The sequence below is a fragment of the Sinorhizobium prairiense genome (assembly GCF_029201645.2).
Taxonomy (GTDB): domain Bacteria; phylum Pseudomonadota; class Alphaproteobacteria; order Rhizobiales; family Rhizobiaceae; genus Sinorhizobium; species Sinorhizobium meliloti_A.
Genome location: NZ_CP104133.1, coordinates 1,229,293 through 1,248,946 on the forward strand (window position 1 = coordinate 1,229,293; position 19,654 = coordinate 1,248,946).

General features: G+C 63.7%; 15 protein-coding genes and 4 pseudogenes. 14 read left to right on the plus strand and 5 right to left on the minus strand.

Annotated features, from left to right (window positions below; translation table 11 throughout):
* The 4 genes from N0Q91_RS29105 (at position 1) to N0Q91_RS29120 (ending at position 3,463) form a co-directional block, all read left to right on the plus strand.
* Positions 1-462: a MaoC/PaaZ C-terminal domain-containing protein gene (locus tag N0Q91_RS29105; RefSeq protein WP_275598955.1), complete on the plus strand. Its 462-nt coding sequence runs from the start codon at positions 1-3 to the stop codon at positions 460-462.
* On the plus strand, positions 459-1,193 hold the full coding sequence (locus N0Q91_RS29110) for an SDR family oxidoreductase (protein WP_275598956.1): 735 nt from the start codon (positions 459-461) through the stop codon (positions 1,191-1,193). The genes N0Q91_RS29105 and N0Q91_RS29110 overlap by 4 nt, the downstream gene beginning before the upstream one ends.
* Positions 1,194-1,216: 23 nt before the next feature.
* A complete protein-coding gene (locus tag N0Q91_RS29115; RefSeq protein WP_275598957.1) occupies positions 1,217-2,062 on the plus strand; it encodes a fumarylacetoacetate hydrolase family protein in 846 nt (281 codons plus the stop codon).
* A gap of 123 nt (positions 2,063-2,185) precedes the next feature.
* A complete protein-coding gene (locus N0Q91_RS29120) occupies positions 2,186-3,463 on the plus strand; it encodes an L-fuconate dehydratase (RefSeq protein ID WP_275598958.1) in 1,278 nt (425 codons plus the stop codon).
* A 678-nt stretch (positions 3,464-4,141) separates the two neighbouring features.
* Here N0Q91_RS29120 and N0Q91_RS29125 read toward each other — a convergent pair.
* From N0Q91_RS29125 to N0Q91_RS29140, 4 genes and pseudogenes are all read right to left on the minus strand, one after another.
* A pseudogene (locus N0Q91_RS29125) lies at positions 4,142-5,445 on the minus strand (ABC transporter substrate-binding protein).
* Between the two features lie 40 nt (positions 5,446-5,485).
* Positions 5,486-6,076 (minus strand): ANTAR domain-containing response regulator, encoded by a 591-nt coding sequence (locus tag N0Q91_RS29130; RefSeq protein WP_275598959.1) that lies wholly within the window; start codon positions 6,074-6,076, stop codon positions 5,486-5,488.
* Between the two features lie 111 nt (positions 6,077-6,187).
* Positions 6,188-6,919, minus strand: coding sequence for a TfuA-like protein (locus N0Q91_RS29135; RefSeq protein WP_275598960.1), 732 nt, complete (start codon positions 6,917-6,919; stop codon positions 6,188-6,190).
* A gap of 83 nt (positions 6,920-7,002) precedes the next feature.
* Complete coding sequence (locus N0Q91_RS29140) at positions 7,003-7,461, minus strand: helix-turn-helix domain-containing protein (RefSeq protein ID WP_275598961.1); 459 nt, start codon at positions 7,459-7,461, stop codon at positions 7,003-7,005.
* 251 nt (positions 7,462-7,712) lie between these two features.
* Here N0Q91_RS29140 and N0Q91_RS29145 point away from each other — a divergent pair.
* From N0Q91_RS29145 to N0Q91_RS29190, 10 genes and pseudogenes are all read left to right on the plus strand, one after another.
* A pseudogene (locus N0Q91_RS29145) lies at positions 7,713-8,250 on the plus strand (gluconokinase).
* Positions 8,251-8,435: 185 nt separating this feature from the next.
* Entirely contained in the window at positions 8,436-9,599 is a 1,164-nt protein-coding gene (locus N0Q91_RS29150; RefSeq protein WP_275598962.1) for an isovaleryl-CoA dehydrogenase, read from the plus strand.
* 27 nt (positions 9,600-9,626) lie between these two features.
* Positions 9,627-11,234 (plus strand): carboxyl transferase domain-containing protein, encoded by a 1,608-nt coding sequence (locus N0Q91_RS29155; RefSeq protein WP_275598963.1) that lies wholly within the window; start codon positions 9,627-9,629, stop codon positions 11,232-11,234.
* 14 nt (positions 11,235-11,248) lie between these two features.
* Entirely contained in the window at positions 11,249-11,632 is a 384-nt protein-coding gene (locus N0Q91_RS29160) for a RidA family protein (RefSeq protein ID WP_100670781.1), read from the plus strand.
* Positions 11,633-11,649: 17 nt separating this feature from the next.
* Positions 11,650-13,637: pseudogene (locus tag N0Q91_RS29165) on the plus strand (acetyl/propionyl/methylcrotonyl-CoA carboxylase subunit alpha).
* Positions 13,634-14,504, plus strand: a pseudogene (locus N0Q91_RS29170) (hydroxymethylglutaryl-CoA lyase). Before N0Q91_RS29165 ends, N0Q91_RS29170 begins: the two co-directional pseudogenes overlap by 4 nt.
* Entirely contained in the window at positions 14,501-15,286 is a 786-nt protein-coding gene (locus N0Q91_RS29175; protein ID WP_275598964.1) for a crotonase/enoyl-CoA hydratase family protein, read from the plus strand. The pseudogene N0Q91_RS29170 and the gene N0Q91_RS29175 overlap by 4 nt, the downstream one beginning before the upstream one ends.
* A 76-nt stretch (positions 15,287-15,362) precedes the next feature.
* Positions 15,363-15,734 (plus strand): antitoxin Xre/MbcA/ParS toxin-binding domain-containing protein, encoded by a 372-nt coding sequence (locus N0Q91_RS29180; protein WP_018097157.1) that lies wholly within the window; start codon positions 15,363-15,365, stop codon positions 15,732-15,734.
* Positions 15,735-15,740: 6 nt separating this feature from the next.
* Positions 15,741-16,295, plus strand: a complete 555-nt coding sequence (locus tag N0Q91_RS29185; RefSeq protein WP_275598965.1) for an RES family NAD+ phosphorylase — start codon at positions 15,741-15,743, stop codon at positions 16,293-16,295.
* 699 nt (positions 16,296-16,994) lie between these two features.
* The gene (locus tag N0Q91_RS29190) at positions 16,995-17,945 is read left to right on the plus strand and encodes an IS110 family RNA-guided transposase (protein ID WP_275598966.1); all 951 of its coding nucleotides are present in this window, start codon (positions 16,995-16,997) and stop codon (positions 17,943-17,945) included.
* A gap of 309 nt (positions 17,946-18,254) precedes the next feature.
* Here the strand turns inward: N0Q91_RS29190 and N0Q91_RS29195 are convergent, their stop codons facing one another.
* Complete coding sequence (locus N0Q91_RS29195) at positions 18,255-19,619, minus strand: FAD-binding oxidoreductase (protein ID WP_275598967.1); 1,365 nt, start codon at positions 19,617-19,619, stop codon at positions 18,255-18,257.
* Positions 19,620-19,654: the final 35 nt, after the last annotated feature.

A 19,654-nucleotide genomic window follows, 5' to 3' on the forward strand; every position in this document is an offset into this window, starting at 1 on the left:
ATGAGCGAGCAGACGATCTACTACGAGGACTACGAACAGGGCCAAGTGCGGCTGACGAGCGGACGCACGATCACGGAAACGGACTTCGTCGTCCACGCCGGGCATACGGGTGATTTCTTCCCGCACCACATGGACGCGGAGTTCGCCAAAACGCTGCCCGGCGGCCAGCGCATTGCCCACGGCACGATGATCTTCTCGATCGGCGTCGGGCTCACCGCCTCCTTGATCAACCCGGTCGCCTTCTCTTACGGTTACGACCGTCTGCGATTCGTCCGCCCTGTCCATATCGGCGATACGATCCGCACCCGCGTCACCATCGCCGCCAAGGAAGACGATCCGAAGCGCCCGAGGGCCGGCCGGGTCATCGAGCGGTGCGAGGTCATCAACCAGCGCGGCGAGGTCGTTCTTGCCGCGGATCACATTCTGATCGTCGAACGCAAACTTGAGGGAACCATTCAATGACAGCGAGCCTTGCCGGAAAGGTCGTCCTCGTCACAGCTGCGGCGCAGGGCATAGGACGCGCAACCGCACTTGCCTTCGCCAGGGCCGGTGCCAAGGTCCATGCGACCGATATCAATGCGGACGTTGTCGGCAGCCTCGAAGGCGAGGCGGGCATCAGCACCCACAGGCTGGACGTCCTCGACACCGCTGCGGTCGAAGCGCTGGTCGCAGAGATCGGGGCCGTGGACGTGCTCTTCAACTGCGCCGGTTTCGTGCATGCAGGCTCGGTCCTGACGATGAAGGACGAGGACCTCGATTTCGCCTTCGACCTCAACGTCAAGTCGATGATCCGCACCATCCGCGCGGTGCTGCCCGGCATGATCGCCCGCAAGGACGGGTCGATCGTCAATATGGCCTCGGTGGCCTCCAGCATCAAAGGCGTGCCGAACCGCTTCGCCTATGGTGTGACCAAGGCAGCCGTCATCGGACTGACGAAAGCTGTTGCGGCGGATTATGTGGGCGACGGAATTCGCTGCAATGCGATCTGCCCGGGAACGGTCGAAAGCCCGTCGCTCGAAAGCCGCATGCGAGCACAGGGAGACTACGAAACGGCGCGCGCGGCCTTTATCTCCCGCCAGCCGATGGGCCGCCTCGGCACGCCCGAAGAGATCGCCGACCTCGCCGTCTATCTCGCCGGCGCCACCTACACCTCCGGCCAGGCCTACGCCATCGACGGCGGCTGGACCATTTGAACGCTTCATCAGGGAAAAAGCACATGAAATTTCTTCGTTATGGCGAACCGGGCCAGGAAAAGCCGGGTCTCCTCGGTTCCGACGGCATCATCCGCGATATTTCCGGCCACGTTCCCGATCTCGCCGCAGGCGCGCTCGATCCCGGCAAGCTTGAAGAACTCGCGAAGCTCGATGTCGCGGCGCTGCCTGCCGTGTCCGGCAATCCGAGGCTTGGTCCCTGCGTCGCAGGTACGGGCAAGTTCATCTGCATCGGCCTCAACTATTCCGATCATGCTGCCGAGACGGGCGCGACCGTGCCGCCGGAGCCGATCATCTTCATGAAGGCGACCTCCGCCATCGTCGGGCCGAACGACGATCTGATCCTGCCGCGGGGTTCGGAGAAGACCGACTGGGAAGTGGAACTCGGCATCGTCATCGGGAAGACAGCGAAATATGTGAGCGAAGCCGAGGCGCTCGACTACGTCGCCGGCTATTGCACGGTCCACGATGTCTCCGAACGCGCTTTCCAGACGGAACGTCACGGTCAGTGGACGAAGGGCAAGTCCTGCGACACCTTCGGGCCGACCGGACCGTGGCTCGTCACCAAGGACGAGGTGGCGGACCCGCAGGATCTCGCAATGTGGCTGAAGGTCAACGGCGAGACGATGCAGGACGGCTCGACCAAGACGATGGTCTACGGCGCCGCCTATCTCGTCTCTTATCTCTCGCAGTTCATGTCGCTGCGTCCCGGTGATATCATCTCGACGGGCACGCCGCCGGGCGTCGGCATGGGCATGAAGCCGCCGCGCTATCTGAAGGCCGGCGACATCGTCGAACTCGGCATAGAGGGCCTCGGCAGCCAGAAGCAGCGCGTTCGCGCCGACACCTGAGCTACTCGCATGTTTCCTTCGGTCCTATTCGACTGAAGGACACGAACAGGCAGCATCAAAGTGCCACCGTGTTCTCCGCGCGTCCGAAAAGGCGCGCGGCGCTGTAGGTCCATTGGAGCAAACATGACCCGCATCACCGACCTTCGCGTCTTCGACCTTCGTTTTCCGACCTCGGCGAGCCTCGACGGCTCGGACGCCATGAACCCGGATCCGGACTATTCGGCGGCTTACGTCATCCTCGACACGGATCGGCCGGGGCTGGCGGGTCACGGCCTCACCTTCACCATAGGGCGCGGCAACGACATATGCTGCATGGCGATCCAGGCCATGCGGCATCTCGTGGTGGGCCAGGACATCGGCGGCATTTTGAAACATCCCGGCCACTTCTGGCGTCACCTGACGAGCGACAGCCAGCTGCGCTGGATCGGCCCGGAAAAGGGCGCGATCCATCTTGCGACCGGGGCCATCGTCAACGCCGTCTGGGATCTTCTCGCAAAGGATGCCGGCAAACCGGTGTGGCGTCTCGTCGCCGACATGTCGGCGGAAGAGATCGCCGACATCGTCGATTACCGCTACTTGACGGATGTTCTCACCCGCGACGAGGCGGTCGAGATCCTGCGGCGGGCCGAGCCCGGCAAGGCCGAGCGGATCGCCAGGCTCGAGAAGGAGGGCTACCCCTGCTACACCACGTCTGCAGGCTGGCTCGGCTACGACGACGAAAAGCTCCGGCGGCTTGCGCAGGAGGCGGTCGACGCAGGTTTCGACCACATCAAGATGAAGGTCGGGCGTGACCTCGACGACGACATCCGCCGGCTGAGGATTGCCCGCGAAGTGATCGGCCCCGACAGGTACCTGATGATCGATGCGAACCAGGTCTGGGAAGTGGGCGAGGCAATCGAATGGGTGCAAAAGCTCGCCTTTGCCAAGCCCTTCTTCATCGAGGAGCCGACGAGCCCGGACGACGTCGCCGGACACCGCAAGATCCGCGAGGCGATCGGCCCGGTCAAGGTCGCGACCGGCGAGATGTGCCAGAACCGCATCATGTTCAAGCAGTTCATCGCCGAGGGCGCGATCGACATCGTGCAGATCGATTCCTGCCGTATGGGTGGCCTGAACGAGGTGCTGGCGGTGCTGCTGATCGCCGCCAAATACGGACTGCCCGTCTGGCCGCACGCCGGCGGCGTCGGCCTCTGCGAATATGTGCAGCACCTTTCCATGATCGATTACGTTGCCGTTTCCGGCACGAAGGACGGGCGGGTGATCGAATATGTCGACCACCTGCACGAACATTTCCTGGATCCGTGCGTGATCCGCAACGCCGCTTACATGCCGCCCGAGCGGCCCGGCTTCTCGATCGAAATGAAGCAGCAATCGATCGAGGACTACACGTTTGACGGCTGATGTGAGCGCTCCGTCTTTGTCAGGCTCGCATGTGGATTCTCGGGCCAAGCCCGGGCCAGACACGAGGATGGTGACCGCGCCCGGGGATTGACGCCGGAAGAAGCCCGAGGTCACGACCGAAGGGAGGCGAGAATTACTGCGACGCCACCGAAATTCTCTAAGTGTGCCACCCGCCGCCGCTTGTTCGATTTCCTCATTCCTGTGCTCGTCACAGGAATCCAGCCAGACCAAGTCCTTGGGCTGAAAGAACGCCTCCCGCGCCGCAGACGCGGCGCTGCTGGATCCCTGTGACGAGCACAGGGATGAGGCAAAAGGAGAGATTGCAGTCCTCCGATACCTTCCTGAAGCCTGTTGAGATTCGGGCCACCCGCCGCCGCCTGTTTGATTTTCCTCATTCCTGTGCTCGTCACAGGAATCCAGCCAGACCAAGTCCTTGGGCTGAAAGAACCCTTCCCGCGCCGCAGACGCGGCGCTGCTCTCATCCCTGTGACGAGCACAGGGATGAGGCAAAAGGAGAGATTGCCGTCCTCCGATACGCCTCCTACAGCGCCGCGCGTCTTATGAGACGCGCACGCTCGGTACTCAATGAATTCAAGCGCATCGCCCTGCGTGCCGACAAAACCGACCAGAGCTTCAACGCCATTATCCATCTCGCAGCAGCCGTCAACGGGCCTTAGCTCAGATATCATCGCCCGGGTGCTGCACCCCGCCTTTGCGCCCGACGGTAAAGGACCTGATATAGTCGTCGATCCTGCCCGGATCGAAGACGTGGCCGTCCATGAAACGATCGCCGTCGGTTGCTCCTTCGAGCCTGCCGTCCGCGTCGGCCGGCAAGGCATCCTTGCCCAGCGCCTCGCGATAGAGGTCCGGACGATAGGCGGAGCTGGCCGCGCCAATTCCCTGCCTCGACAAGGATGTCTGTCCCCAGCGCACCATCTGACTGTAGGTCCAGAGCGCCTGGCTGGGACGCGGGAAGTTGGCAAAGTCTGCGTGGAAGACGAGATAGTTCTCGACGACGCGGCGGTTTCTTCCCGGGTCAATTGCGAATTCGCCCGCAAGCACCCGGCGGATGATGTCGGCCGGTGCTGCCACGTGACGTTCCTCTGCCAGCACTTCCGCAAGGCGGCCGCGATTGCCCGGCTCGTCCGACCAGCGGGCGGCGCGGTCGAGCGCGACAATCAGGCGCGAGACCGTCTCCCTGTTGGCTTCCGCCCATTCGGGACGCATGCCGATGACCTTTTCCGGTGCGGAGGGCCAGATGTCCTGCTTGGTCGCGACGATGCGGCCGACGCCGCGTTCGGATGCGACCATGTTCCAGGGCGCACCGACGCAAAAGCCGTCGATCGCGCCCGCAGCCAGCGCGTCGGAGGTCATTGGCGGCGGCACCACGACCAGCTTGACGTCGCGGTCGGGATCGATGCCGCCGGCCGCGAGCCAGTAGCGGAACTCGTAGTTATGGGACGAGAAGGGGTAGGTGACGCCGAGCGTCAGCGGCGGCTTGCCGGCTGCCTCCGCGCTGCGGATGACCGCCGCCAGGGCCTTGGCATTCTTCAATGCATCCTCGCCTGCGCCGAGCCCTCCTGCCTCCTGCATGAGCCCGTAGAGCCGCGTCGACAGCGTGATCGCGTTGCCGCCGCGTCCGAGGGAAAAGGGCGCAATCGTCGGCGACGGATTGGAGCCGAGGCCGAGCATGGCGGCAACCGGCATGGGTGAAAGCATGTGGGCCACGTCGAACTGTCGAAAGGCAAGCCTGTCACGTACATTCGCCCAGGAGACGTCCTTGACGAGCTCGAGGGTGACGCCTTCGCGCTGCGCAAAGCCGAATTCGGCGGCGGCGATGAGCACGGCCGCGTCCACGAGGGGATGAATCCTGCGCGGACGGTGCGCGATCCCTCGTGCCGGATGCGACCTGGCGCCGGCATGGCGCCGCCGGCGGCGAGCTTCTTGCCGGTGAATTCACTTTTGTTCGTCAATATGTTCACTCCGGTGTCTCCCGAGGTGCCGCAGCAGAAGAGCGGCCGGTCACCGGATCAGCAATCCGGCGGCGGTCACGACGCTTTGCGCGATCTCCGAAATCTTTTTCTTCTCGTTCATCGCCGTCTGACGCAGCAGCGCGAAGGCTTCCTCTTCGGAAAGACTGCGCATTTTCATGAGAATGCCTTTGGCGCGCTCGACGAGCTTGCGCTCTTCGAGTGCGGATTTGGCCTCCGCCAGTTCACGCTGAAGCCGGCTGAAGGCCTTGAAGCGGCTGACGGCCATGTCGAGGATCGGCTTGACGCGCTCCTTCTTCAATCCGTCGACGATATAGGCCGAGACGCCTGCCTCGACGGCCGCCTCGATAGAGGCCGTGTCGGAGCGGTCCACGAACATCGCGATCGGGCGGCCGACCGTGCGGGTCAGCTGGAAAAGATGTTCCATCATGTCCCGGTTGGGGTTTTCGATGTCTATGACGATCACGTCCGGGCGGAGCGTCTCGATGACCCGGGCGACGCCGTGAACCTCCTCGATCACGGTGACCTTGCCGTGTCCTGCTTCGCGCAATCCTTCCTCGATGATCGAGGCGCGGATGGCGTTCTCGTCAATCACAAGAATGGTGAGGTCGCGATGGGTCATGCCGTATCATGATGCGATGCAGCAATTTCCGCAATATAGATATGCCTAAATATTTTGCGATATACCGGTATGCCTAAATGTTAAGCAGATGGCCGCCGGTCTGGCGTAAATTCAGGCAGGTTCATTTGTGGAAGTCGGCAACGGGTCAAGCGCTCTCGCCCAGAGGCTGGTCGCATGGAACGTCCATTGGCATTTCGCGTGCTGTCGTTCGCCTGTGTGGCTGCGCAGCGTTTCCAGAAGCTCGAGGCCGTCGGCCCGCTTCTGATCCACATAGCCCGCTCGCAGCTTCCCGATCAGTGCATCGCCGTTCGTTATCAGCCGGGCGCGCGCAGCGATCGCACCCCAGCTCCGTTCCTTGTAGAACAAGGAGGAGGCGGCTTCCTCGACGCCAGCGGCATCTTCGACCGACAACGATCGCAGTTCCAGGAGCCGGCGGAGGGTGGCTCTGACATTGACGAGGGGAATGGTCAGCGGCGCGTAGCCGAGTTCCTCGGGAGCGTGGAGCAGTGCTACGTCGGAATCGTCTTCGGCCTCGCCGCTTGCATATTGGCGAAAGATCTCGCCGATGCCGGCCATTCCGAAATCGGCGCATTCGGCCGCGCGCAGAGCACCCATGCTCGCTGCGCCGAAGACGGCCACGCCCTGGGAAAGGGCGAAGAGAATTTCCTTGTGCCAAACGGGGGCGACATGTTCGAAGTTGCCGTCGATCAGGCCGATGGCCGCAGCGCCGTCGTGCACCGCCCGGAGAACATCGCCCTGCCTGGCAGGCGGGCGGACCGTCAGCGTATCGCCGGCCAACCGCACAGCATCCGGAACGGTCGGGCCAACGAATACGACTTTCATTCCGCCTCAGTGGATTTGGAAACGGCGGAGGCAGCCTGTCCGCCGCCAATCGTCTTCATGGACAGCCATGTTCATGGCGATCTTCAGCCATGAAGTGATTCCGCATGGCGGGTTCCGGATTGGGCGGGGGTCTGATCCGACTCGGGCGTCTGCGCCATCGCCGCGACGAGAGAGATGATCTTCTTGCGAAGCACCGGGTCGGTGATCTTCAGGAAGGCCCGGTTGAGTGCGATACCCTCCTTCGAGGCGACGAAGGATGAAATCTCCTGGGATTCGTGAACATCTGCAGCGGGCCTGCCCGATTGGGCGCTGCCCTCGTCCTGCTGGAAGAAAAAGCTCGGATGAACACCGAGTATGTCGGCGATCGCCTGCAACCGGCTGGCGCCGATGCGGTTGGTGCCTTTTTCGTATTTCTGGACTTGCTGAAAGGTGATGCCGAGCCCGTCGGCGAGCTTTTCCTGGCTCAGACCTATCATCAGCCTGCGCATGCGAACACGCGAGCCGACAAAGGCATCGATCGGGTTAGGATCCTTTTTGTTCATCTGGTAGTCTCCTCGCGAGTTCGATTCAGCTTATGGCATATAAGTTTGCTTGAATGAACGCCGCGATGCAATCAGCACGCGTCGCTTTCTGTGGCAAAACGCAAGTTTCCAATGATTGTCGGGTTCGAAACGCCGGTCGGCAGAGAACTTGCCGCACCAAGGGGCAAGTGGCTGCATTCATGTACCGGAACGTTGTCGTCGAATCGGATAGGATTTAAGGGAACATCAGTAATGAGTGGAAGCCTGCGACAATGAGTGTTGAGTCCAAATCAGAAGCAACCCCGCCACGGCGCTTTGCCGGCTCGATCGTCGTCATGGGCGTCTCCGGCAGCGGCAAATCGTCGGTGGGGGAGGCGATCTCCGAAGCTTGCGGATATCCCTTCATCGAAGGCGACGCGCTCCATCCTCCGGAAAACATCAGGAAAATGTCCGAGGGGATTCCGCTCACCGACGACGACCGCTGGCCGTGGCTCGCTGCGATCGGAGAGCAGCTGGCGAGCCGGGAGCCCGTCGTCGTTTCCTGCTCCGCCCTCAAGCGCAGCTACAGGGACAAGCTTCGCGAAAGTACACCCGGCGGCCTGGCCTTCGTCTTCCTCCACGGCAGCGAGTTCCGTGCTTGCGGAGCGGATGCACCACCGCACAGGGCATTTCATGCCGTCCTCTTTGCTGCAGACGCAGCTTGCGACGCTCGAGGATCCGACAGGGGAGGTGAGGACGGTCGCCGTAGACGTCGCCCAACCGCTCGCGGAGATCGTCCGCGAGGCGCTTGCAGGCCTCGCCCGTCTTTAAGGTTGCATTTCGCAATGCCCGCCGCGGTCTTTGCAGATCGTGCTTGGCACGCCGGCTCTTTGGAAGGAAATTAGCCGGCGGCGATGTTATCGTTCGCGACGGTGGACGTGCGGCGACACACCGCAGCGGCTCACCTCTGCTCGGCGATGGGGAGATCGTGGAGCGGGCGTCGGGAGGAGATGGAAATGTTTGAAGCTGGATTGAACTTCGCGCTTGGCGAGGAGATCGATGCGCTGCGCGAGAGCGTGCGCCGCTTCGCAGCGGAGCGAATCGCGCCGCTTGCGGACGATGTGGATCGCAAAAACGCCTTTCCGATGTCGCTCTGGCGGGAGATGGGGGAGATCGGCCTGCTCGGCGTTACCGCCGACGAGGCTCATGGCGGTGCGGGACTCGGCTATCTCGCCCATTGCGTGGCGATGGAAGAGATCAGCCGCGCCTCGGCTTCGGTGGGCCTGAGCTACGGCGCCCACTCCAATCTCTGCGTCAATCAGATCAACCGCAACGGCAAACCGGCACAGAAGAGCAGATATCTGCCGAAGCTCATTTCAGGCGAGCATGTCGGGGCGCTTGCCATGTCCGAGCCCGGCGCCGGCTCCGATGTCGTTTCGATGAAACTCAGGGCCGACAAGCGCGGCGACCGTTACGTCCTGAACGGCAGCAAAATGTGGATCACCAATGGCCCTGACGCCGATGTCCTGGTCGTCTACGCCAAGACCGATCCGGCAGCCGGACCGCGCGGCATCACCGCTTTCCTGGTGGAAAAGGCATTCCCCGGCTTTTCGGCCGGCCAGAAGCTCGACAAGCTCGGCATGCGCGGATCGAACACGTCGGAACTCATCTTCACGGATTGCGAGGTGCCGGAGGAAAACGTGCTCGGCGGCGTAGGCGAGGGCGTCAAGGTGCTGATGTCCGGCCTCGATTACGAGCGGGTCGTGCTTTCTGCCGGACCGCTCGGGATCATGGCCGCTTGCCTCGATGTCGTCGTCCCCTATCTCCATGAGCGCAAGCAGTTCGGGCAACCGATCGGCGAGTTCCAGTTGATGCAGGGAAAGCTTGCCGACATGTATGTGACGATGAATGCCGCGCGGGCCTATGTCTATGCCGTGGCGGCCGCTTGCGACCGTGGTGAGACTGCGCGCAAGGACGCGGCCGGCTGTATTCTCTATGCGGCGGAAAAGGCGACGGCCATGGCGCTGGAGGCGATACAGGCGCTGGGTGGCAACGGCTACACCAACGATTATCCGGCAGGCCGGCTGCTACGCGACGCCAAGCTGTACGAGATCGGTGCGGGCACGAGCGAGATCCGTCGCATGCTGATCGGACGGGAGCTCTTCGCCGAAACGAAATAGGCCGAATAGGTAACGCTTGGGGGGAGCATGACAGTATTGCGTTCGCATATTTCGCCGTCCTCGGAGGAGTTCAAGGCGAACCGCGCGGCCATGACGGAGGCCATCGCGACGGTCGAGGACGCGGTGCGCCTGGCCGCAGCCGGTGGCGGCGAGACGGCGCGCGAGCGCCACGTCAGCCGCGGCAAGCTCCTGCCGCGGGATCGGCTCGCTACTCTCATCGATCCGGGCACGCCTTTTCTGGAGGTCGGAGCGACCGCCGCACATGGAATGTACAACGACGATGCGCCGGGCGCGGGCCTGATCACCGGCATTGGCCGGATTTCCGGCCGCGAGTGCATGATCGTCTGCAACGATCCGACGGTCAAAGGCGGCACCTATTATCCGCTGACGGTCAAGAAGCATTTGCGCGCGCAGGAGATCGCGGCGGAGAACCGGCTCCCCTGCGTCTATCTTGTCGACTCCGGCGGCGCGAACCTGCCGAACCAGGACGAGGTCTTTCCGGACCGGGACCATTTCGGCCGCATCTTCTACAACCAGGCCAACATGTCGGCGGCCGGCATCCCCCAGATCGCGGTGGTCATGGGATCCTGCACGGCGGGGGGCGCCTATGTGCCGGCCATGTCCGACGAAGCGATCATCGTCGAAAAGCAGGGCACCATCTTTCTCGCAGGGCCGCCGCTCGTTCGCGCGGCGACCGGCGAGATAGTCTCGGCCGAAGACCTTGGCGGCGCGGACGTCCACACGCGTCTTTCGGGCGTTGCCGATCACCTTGCGCGCGACGATGGGCATGCGCTGGCCTTGGCGCGCCGGGCGGTTTCGGCCTTGAACCGTGAGAAGCCGTGGCCGGTCGAGCGCATCGAGCCGGAGCCGCCACTCTATGACCCGGAGGAAATCGCCGGCATCGTCCCCGCCGACCTCAAGACGCCCTACGAGATCCGAGAGGTGGTCGCCCGGCTTGTCGACGGTTCCCGTTTCGACGAGTTCAAGGCGCGCTTCGGCACCACGCTCGTTTGCGGTTTCGCCCATGTCCACGGAATTCCCGTCGGCATCGTCGCCAATAATGGCGTGCTCTTCTCGGAATCGGCCGTCAAGGGCGCCCATTTCGTGGAGCTCTGCGCCCAGCGCAGGATTCCGCTGGTCTTTCTGCAGAACATCACCGGCTTCATGGTCGGCCGCAAATACGAGACGGAGGGAATTGCCAAGCACGGCGCCAAGCTGGTGACCGCAGTGGCCACCGTGAAAGTGCCGAAGATCACCATGCTGGTCGGTGGCTCGTTCGGGGCGGGCAATTACGGGATGTGCGGGCGCGCCTTCTCGCCGCGGTTTCTCTGGACGTGGCCGAACAGCCGCATTTCGGTCATGGGCGGCGAACAGGCGGCAGGCGTCCTCTCCTCGGTGCGCGGCGAAGCCTTGAGGCGGTCGGGGAAACCGTGGAGCGAAGAGGAGGAGGCACGCTTTCGCCAGCCGGTGCTCGATCTGTTCGAACGGCAGAGCCATCCGCTCTATGCATCGGCAAGGCTTTGGGATGACGGCGTGATCGATCCGCGCAAGAGCCGCGACGTGCTGGCGCTGTCTCTGTCGGCGGCTTTGAACGCGCCGATCGAGGAGACGCGCTTCGGACTGTTCAGAATGTGACGAGAGGTCCCGAGATGAAACGCGACAACATCAATGCCCTGAATGCACCGCAGCCGCGCGGCGGTTATTCGCAGGCTGTCAGCGTCGAGGATTTCCGGCGGATGCTTTTCGTCAGCGGCCAAATTCCGGTGACGTCGGATGACGTCGTGCCGGAAGGTTTCGAAGCGCAGGCGCGCCAGGTCTGGCTGAACGTCGATGCGCAGCTCAAGGCGGCCGGCATGTCCAAGACCGACATCGTCAAGGTCACGACCTATCTCGCCGACAGGCAGCATGTCGTGGCAAACCGTGAAATCCGCAACGACTATCTCGGCTCGCTGGCGCCGGCGATGACGGTGGTGATCACCGGCATTTTCGATTCGGCCTGGCTCATGGAAGTCGAAGTGGTAGCGGCGCAATAGCACCGGAAAAGAGGCGCATGTTTTCGAAGCTCCTGATTGCCAATCGCGGTGAGATCGCCTGCCGCATCATCCGCACCGCGCGACGGCTCGGCATTCGCACCGTCGCCGTCTATTCCGACGCAGACGGAGACGCGCTGCATGTGGCGCTCGCCGACGAGGCGATCCGGATCGGGGAGCGCCCGCCGCCGAAAGCTATCTGGCGATTGCGCCCATCGTTCAAGCGGCAGGAAGCGTCGGCGCACAAGCCATTCATCCGGGCTATGGTTTTCTCTCGGAGAACGCCGATTTCGCCGAGGCTGTCGAAGAAGCAGGCATGATATTCGTCGGGCCGCCGCCGGCCGCGATCCGCGCCATGGGTCTCAAGGACGCGGCCAAGGCGCTCATGGAACGATCCGGAGTACCGGTCGTGCCCGGCTACCACGGCGATGAGCAGGATGCGTCCTTTCTTGCCGAGAGGGCACGGGAGATCAGATATCCGGTGCTGATCAAGGCGCGGGCGGGCGGCGGCGGCAGAGGCATGCGCCGGGTCGAGCGGCAGGAGGATTTCGGCCCGGCGCTGGAGGCCGCACGACGGGAGGCCGAATCCGCCTTCGGCGACGGTTCGGTGCTTATCGAGCGCTATCTGACGAAGCCGCGTCACATCGAGATGCAGGTCTTCGGCGACCGGCACGGCAATATCGTTCACCTCTTCGAGCGCGACTGCTCGCTGCAACGGCGACATCAGAAAGTGATAGAGGAGGCGCCGGCGCCCGGCATGACGGCCGAGGTCCGCCGGGCGATGGGCAATGCGGCGGTCAGAGCCGCCCAGGCGATCGGCTATGTCGGCGCCGGCACGGTGGAATTCATCGCCGACGTGACCAACGGTCTCTGGCCGGATCACTTCTATTTCATGGAGATGAACACGCGGCTGCAGGTGGAGCATCCGGTCACGGAAGCGATCACCGGCATCGATCTCGTGGAATGGCAGTTGCGGGTCGCCAGCGGCGAGCCGCTGCCGAAGAAACAGGCCGATATTTCCATGAACGGCTGGGCCTTCGAGGCGCGCCTCTATGCGGAGGATCCGGCCCGGGGCTTCCTGCCGGCGACCGGCCGGCTGACGCAATTGAGCTTTCCCGAGGATACTGCGCGGATCGATTCCGGCGTCCGGCAGGGGGATACGATCACGCCCTATTATGATCCGCTGATTGCCAAGGTGATCGTGCATGGCCAGAACCGTTCGGCGGCGCTGGGTCGGTTGCAGGACGCGCTCAAGGAATGCCGGATCGGCGGCACCGTTACGAACCGCGATTTTCTCATCCGCCTGACGGAAGAGCACGATTTCCGCTCCGGCCATCCGGATACGGGGCTGATCGACCGCGAGATCGAGCGCCTGACCGCGCCGGTCGCACCCGGCGACGAGGCGCTGGCGCTCGCGGCGATCATATCGACCGGCGCGCTCGATCCGAACAAGTCGAGCGATCCATGGTCGTCGCTCGGCTCCTGGCAAATCTGGGGCGACGCGCACCGCATGGTGGTGATCGAGCATGCGGACGACCGCGTAACCGTGACCTTGGCTTCGCGCGGCCGCGACCAGTTCGCCGTGCGTGCCGGCGCGAGCACGCTGCCCGTCCTCGTGCTCGACCGCTTCGAGGGTGGTGCCCGGCTCGAGGTGGCCGGACAGAAGCGCCTGATCCGTTTCTCGCGGGATCGCGAGGCGTTGACGCTCTTCCATGGCGGGCGCAACCTGGTGTTCCAACTGCCGGACGGATTGACCGGCGGGCAGAGCAGCGAGATCGCCGACGACGAGCTGGTCGCGCCGATGCCGGGTCTCGTGAAGCTGGTGCGGGTCGGCGCCGGCGACGCGGTGACAAAGGGACAGGCACTCGTCGTGATGGAGGCGATGAAGATGGAACTGACGCTCTCGGCCTCACGCGAGGGCACGATCGCCAATGTGCATGTGGCGGAAGGCGCTCAGGTCAGCGAGGGCACGGTGCTCGTGACGCTGATGGAGGAGGCTGCGCAATGACGTCGCCGGCAAAGGAGCGCGTCACGATTGTCGAGGTGGCGCCGCGCGACGGTCTTCAAAACGAGTTCGCGGCTCGTCGCCACCGAGGACAAGGTCAGGCTCGTCGATCTGCTGTCCGACTGCGGTTACGAGCGCATCGAAGTAACGAGCTTCGTCAGTCCGCGCTGGGTACCGCAATTGGCCGATGCGCCGGCTGTCATGGCTGACATCGTCCGACGTCCGGGCACGCGTTACGCGGCGCTGACGCCCAATATGCGCGGCTTCGAGGCGGCGCTTGCGGCTGGCGCCGACGAGGTCGCGATCTTTGCCTCGGCGTCGGAAGGCTTCTCCGAGAAGAACATCAACTGCTCGATTGCCGAAAGCATCGAGCGTTTTCGGCCGGTCGCCGAAGCAAGCCGGCGCCAAGGCATTCCCCTGCGCGGCTATGTGAGCTGTGTCGTCGAATGTCCCTATGAGGGCGCGATCGCGCCGGCGCAGACCGCCCGCGTCGCGGGGCTGCTTGCCGACCTCGGCTGCTACGAGATCAGCCTCGGCGACACGATCGGGCGCGGCACGCCGGAAGCGATCGATGCCATGCTGACAGCGGCGCTCTGCGAGATCGATGCCAAGAAACTCGCCGGGCATTTCCACGACACGTCCGGCCGGGCGCTGGAGAATATCGCGGTAGCACTGGAGCGCGGTATCCGGGTTTTCGACGCTTCGGCCGGCGGGCTCGGCGGTTGTCCCTATGCGCCGGGAGCGGCCGGCAATGTCGATACGCTTGCGGTGAACGCCTTTCTCGACGCGCGGGGTTTTGCCACCAGCCTCGACTCGGACAAACTCGAGCGCGCCGCTGCTTTTGCACTATCGCTGAGGAGCGCAGCATGACCTTCGATACGATCCGCTGTGCCATCGACCAGCGCGGCGTCGCCCGGGTGACGCTTGCCCGTTCGGCAAAGCACAATGCGCTTTCCGCCACCATGATCGGCGAATTGACGGCCGTCGCAGGCCGGCTCGCAACCGACACATCGATCAGGGCAGTCATTCTTGACGCCGAAGGCAAGAGTTTCTGTGCCGGCGGCGATCTCGAATGGATGCGTCAGCAGTTTTCCGCCGACCGGCCGACGCGGATCGCCGAGGCGACGAAGCTTGCGATGATGTTGAAGGCGCTGAACGATCTGCCGAAGCCGCTGATTGCGCGCGTGCATGGGAACGCCTTCGGCGGTGGCGTCGGGCTGATCAGCGTCTGCGACACGGTGATCGCCGCTTCCGGCGCCCAATTCGGCCTGACCGAGACGCGCCTCGGGCTGATCCCGGCGACGATCAGCCCCTATGTCGTTGCCCGGACAGGCGAGGCGCGGGCGCGGCCGCTGTTCATGTCGGCGCGGATCTTCGGTGCGGAGGAGGCGAAGGTCGCCGGTTTCGTGACGACGGTCGTCGACGGCACCATGCTGGACGGGGCCGTCGATGCCGCGGTGACGGCCTATCTCGTCGCGGCTCCGGGCGCCGCCGGGCGGGCGAAGCGGCTTGCGCGGTCGCTGGGTCTTCCCATCACCGACGCCGTCATCGCCGCGACGATAGAACAGCTTGCCGATAGCTGGGAAACGGACGAAGCACGGGAGGGCGTGTCGGCCTTCTTTGAACGGCGCAATCCCCCCTGGCGGCTATGAGCCGAGATTGCGCTTGAATTGACGGGAAATCGATCCTATTTTTATAGGGACCCGATCAAAACAGGATCGATTTCTCATGATTGCCCTCGATTTCCAGATCCCTGCAGCCCGTTTCGGGGACGATCATTCCCCGTTTCTCTCGGCCCGCCTGGTCGCCGACCGATTGGGCGTCACCCTCGCCGAACTCGCCAAGCTGATCGGTGTCGCCCGCAATACGCTGACGGCGAAATCCGGCGCCCGGAAGGTGGACAGCGCCTTGAGCAAGGTCGTCCGCATCCTGGCCATGGCTTCCGAAATGGCGGGCGACGAAGCCCGCGCCGTCATCTGGTTCAAGCACCAGCCTATTCCCGGCTGGGCCGGCAAGACGGCATTCGACCTGGTCGGTGAAGGCAAGGCCGACAAGGTGCTCGCCTATCTCGAATCGGTACGCGCCGGCGTCTACGCTTAAGACCGGATGAGGAAACACAGTCCGCTCGTATCGCGACCCGATCCGGAACCGACGGCGTCGGTCGAGCCGATAACGCTCTGGCGGGCCTTCGTTCCACGCTGGGCACATATGCCGCTATCCGGCGCGGGTGCTGCTCGCTTCGGTGGCCGCTGGAACCCGATCGGCGTGCCTGCGATCTATGGCGCGCGCGAGCTTTCCACCGCCTGGGCCGAATACAATCAGGGTTTCGTCCAGCATCCGGCGCTGATCGTGCAGCTCGAGTTGCTGGGGGCGAGGCTCGCGGACCTCACGGATGTCAGCCTTCTTGTGGAGCTTGGTGTGGATGAGGCGATCCATCGCTGCGAATGGCGTGATGCGCTCGACAAGGGCGCGGTGCCGGAGACCCACAGGCTCCAGTCGGAGCTTCTGGCGCGCGACTTCCATGGGGTGATCTATCCATCCTTCATGTCGCCCGGCGGCACCTGTGTTGCGCTCTGGCGTTGGAACGGTCCGCAAGAACCGCGTCTCGGCGTCATCGACCCCGATGGCCGGCTGCCGAAATCGCCCGCCTCATGGGTTTGAAGATTCGTGCGACCGCCGTCGCCGCTTGTTTGACTTCCTTATTCCTGTGCTTGTCACAGGAATCCAGCCGGACCAAGTCCTTGGGCTGGAAAGGCTCTTTCCGCGCCGCAGACGCGCGCTGCTGGATCCCTGTGACGAGCACAGGGATGAGGGGAGGAGAGGTTGCAGTCCTCCGATACGTTTCCTACAGCGCCGCGTCTTACGAGACGCGCAAAGGCCGCTGGAGCACTTCGAGCTGCATGTTTCCATTGACCGGGCTGTAGAGATTCGAGCGACCGCCGCCGCTTGTTTGATTTCCTCATTCCTGTGCTCGTCACAGGAATCCAGCCAGGCCAAGTCCTTGGGCTGAAAGAACGCTTCCCGCGCCGCAGACGCGGCGCTGTTGGATCCCTGTGACGACCACAGGGATGAGGTCGGAGAGGGTGCGGTCTCTCGGCGCGTTCATTGCGTCACAGGTGGCCATCCCTCGCATATTCGCAAGCGAATGTCGTAGTAGCCGCACATCCCCGGTCCCTTGTGTGTAGCGAATCAGCGATTGTGTTGGCGCCACGGACGGGAGGCGATCGCCTCCCGTCCGTGGCGGCGGCCGAGAGCCCGTCGTCCCTCGGTGCCGATACCGTGAATAAGCTGGGGCCCGACCGCCTTTCTTTTTGAACCCGAACAGTTGCAAGGGGCAAGCCCCCGCACCGCAAGGAAGGGATGAAAGAGATGGCTGAAAAGGGTCTGGTGGTCGGTATCGATGTCGCCAAAGGGTGGCTGGACGTCGCCGTTCTGGAAACGGGAGAGAGTTTTCGCGTCGACAACGACTCGGCCGGCTGGGCGCTGCTTTTGCAGCGGCTGCGGGGTCGGCGGGTGCGGGCGGTCGGCCTGGAGCCGAGCGGCGGCTACGAGCGCGGGGCGAAACAGGCGCTGCGCAAGGCCGGCCTGCCGGTCCGCAATGTCAACCCGCACAAGCTGCGCCACTTCGCCCGCGCCCTCGGTCGCTTGGCCAAGAACGACCGCCTCGACGCGGTCGTGATCGCTCGCTACTCCGCCGACATGCCGACGCGGGAAATGCGCGTCGATCCGTTGCGCGAACAGCTCGCCGAGCTGGTCAGCGCCCGCCGGCAGCTCACCGAGGACAAGGTCAGCCTTTCCAATCAGCTTGACCAGCTGCGTGACGCGATGGTCCGGCGCCTCTTTGCCCGCCGCCTGCGCAGCATCGAGGCCAACATCCTGTTGATTGACAAGCGGCTTGCCGAACTCGTCGCCAGCGATGTGCAACTGGCGGAGAAGGATCGACTGATCCAATCCTTCAAGGGCGCTGGCCCGGTGCTCAGCCACACGCTGCTGGCGCTGGCTCCGGAGCTCGGCCAGGCGTCAAGGCGCGAAATCGCCGCGCTTGCCGGTCTGGCGCCCTACGACCACGACACCGGCGTGTTCCGAGGTCGGCGCAGCATCTGGGGCGGCCGTTCCGAGGTGCGTGGCATGCTCTACATGGCGGCCCTGACCGCCTGCCGCTGCAATCCCGTCCTTAAAGCCTTTCATCAACGCCTGTGCGACGCTGGAAAGAAGCCGAAGGTCGCGCTCATCGCCGTCGCTCGCAAGATCCTGACTATCCTCAGCGCCATGCTGCGCAGCAACCAGCCATGGAATCCGGCACACAGCTAAAAACACAGTTGCTCATTCCTGTGCCTGTCACAGGAATCCAGCCAGACCAAGTCCTTGGGCTGAAAGAACTTCCCGCGCCGCAGAAGCGGCGCTGCTGGATCCCTGTGACGAGCACAGGGATGGGAACGGAGGAGAGATTGCAGTCCTCTGAACAGTCTCCTACCGCGCCGCGCGTCTTATAAGACGCGCAAAGGTCGCTGGAGCACTTTGAGCTGCATCGCCATGCATGCCGACAAAACCGACAGAGCTTCAACGCCATTATCCATCTCGCAGCAGCCGTCATAAACTCGAAATGAAATTCAACAGGCCTTAGGCTAAGACCTTGCCGGCATTGAGAATACCGTTCGGATCGAAGGCATTCTTGATGCGCCGCATGAGTTCGAGTTCCGCGGAACTGCGGGAGCGATCGAGAAAGTCGCGCTTCAGGAGGCCGATCCCGTGCTCGGCGGAAACCGAGCCGCCATAGGTGCCGACCAGTCCGTAGACGACGGCGTCGATCGCGTGCGCCGTGTCCTCGGTTGCGCCGGGAACGGAGAAGGCGATGTGCAGGTTGCTGTCGCCGACATGGCCGAAGAACGACACGTGCGCCTCGGGGAACTTGGCCCGGAGCGCCGTGCCGCATTCCTCGGCGAAGCTGCCGATCGCGCCGATCGGCAGGCTGACATCGAAGTTGAGAAGCAGGGGCAGCCGATCCAGCGCGTGACCCTCGCGGATACGCCAGAAGGTTTGAGACTCTTTTTGCGATTGCGCCATCAGCGCGTCGCCGATCACACCGTCCTCCAGGGCTCGCCCGAGAAACGTTTCGAACCGTTCGCGCTCCGCTTCATGGCCCTGCAGGTCCTCTTCGACGATGACGGCGAAAGCGGGAGTGGCTTCGAAAAGCCTGAGCTTTTCAGCCTCGCAGTTGAAACGGAAATAGCTCTCCCACATCGCCTCATAGGCGGAGAGGCCGGCGAGTTCCTTCTGTGCCCGCTTGAGCAGAGCGACGACATTCTCATAGCTGTCGAGCGCGCAGAGCGCCGTCAGCCGCCCGGCCGGTAGCGGGCGCAGGCGCAATACCGCCCGCGTGATGATGCCGAGCGTGCCTTCCGAACCGATGAAGAGCTGCCGCAGGTCGTAGCCCGTGTTGTTCTTGATCATCTTGTTCATCGACGAAATCACGGTTCCGTCCGCAAGAACGGCCTCGAGCCCCAGCACATTGTCGCGTGCCACACCGTTGCGGATCACCCGGATGCCGCCGGCATTCGTGGCCAGATTGCCGCCGATCTGGCAGGAGCCGCGGGCTCCCAGATCGATCGGCAACAGGAAACCGGCATCCTCGGCCGCGCGCTGGGCGACTTCGAGGGGTGTTCCGGAGAGAACCGTCATCGTACCTGCGGCAGCATCGATCTCCTCGATGCCGGAAAGTCTCTCCAGCGAAATGGCAACGTCGCCAGCGCACGGATTGGCGCCGCCGGCGAGCCCGGTCAAGCCACCCTGCGGCACCACGGCCTGGCGATGCGCGTTGCAGATCCTCAGCGCGTCGGCGACCTCGCCAACGCTTGCCGGGCGAACGACCGCCAGGGGGAGGATTCGGCCCGTGAGGCTCGCATCGCCGCGGTGACGTTCGGCGATCCGGTCGCCGGTGAGCACGGCATCGCCGAGTGCGCTCGTGAGATCATCGATAACAGACATTGGACGGTTTCTAGCGCAGGATTCATTCGATCGGA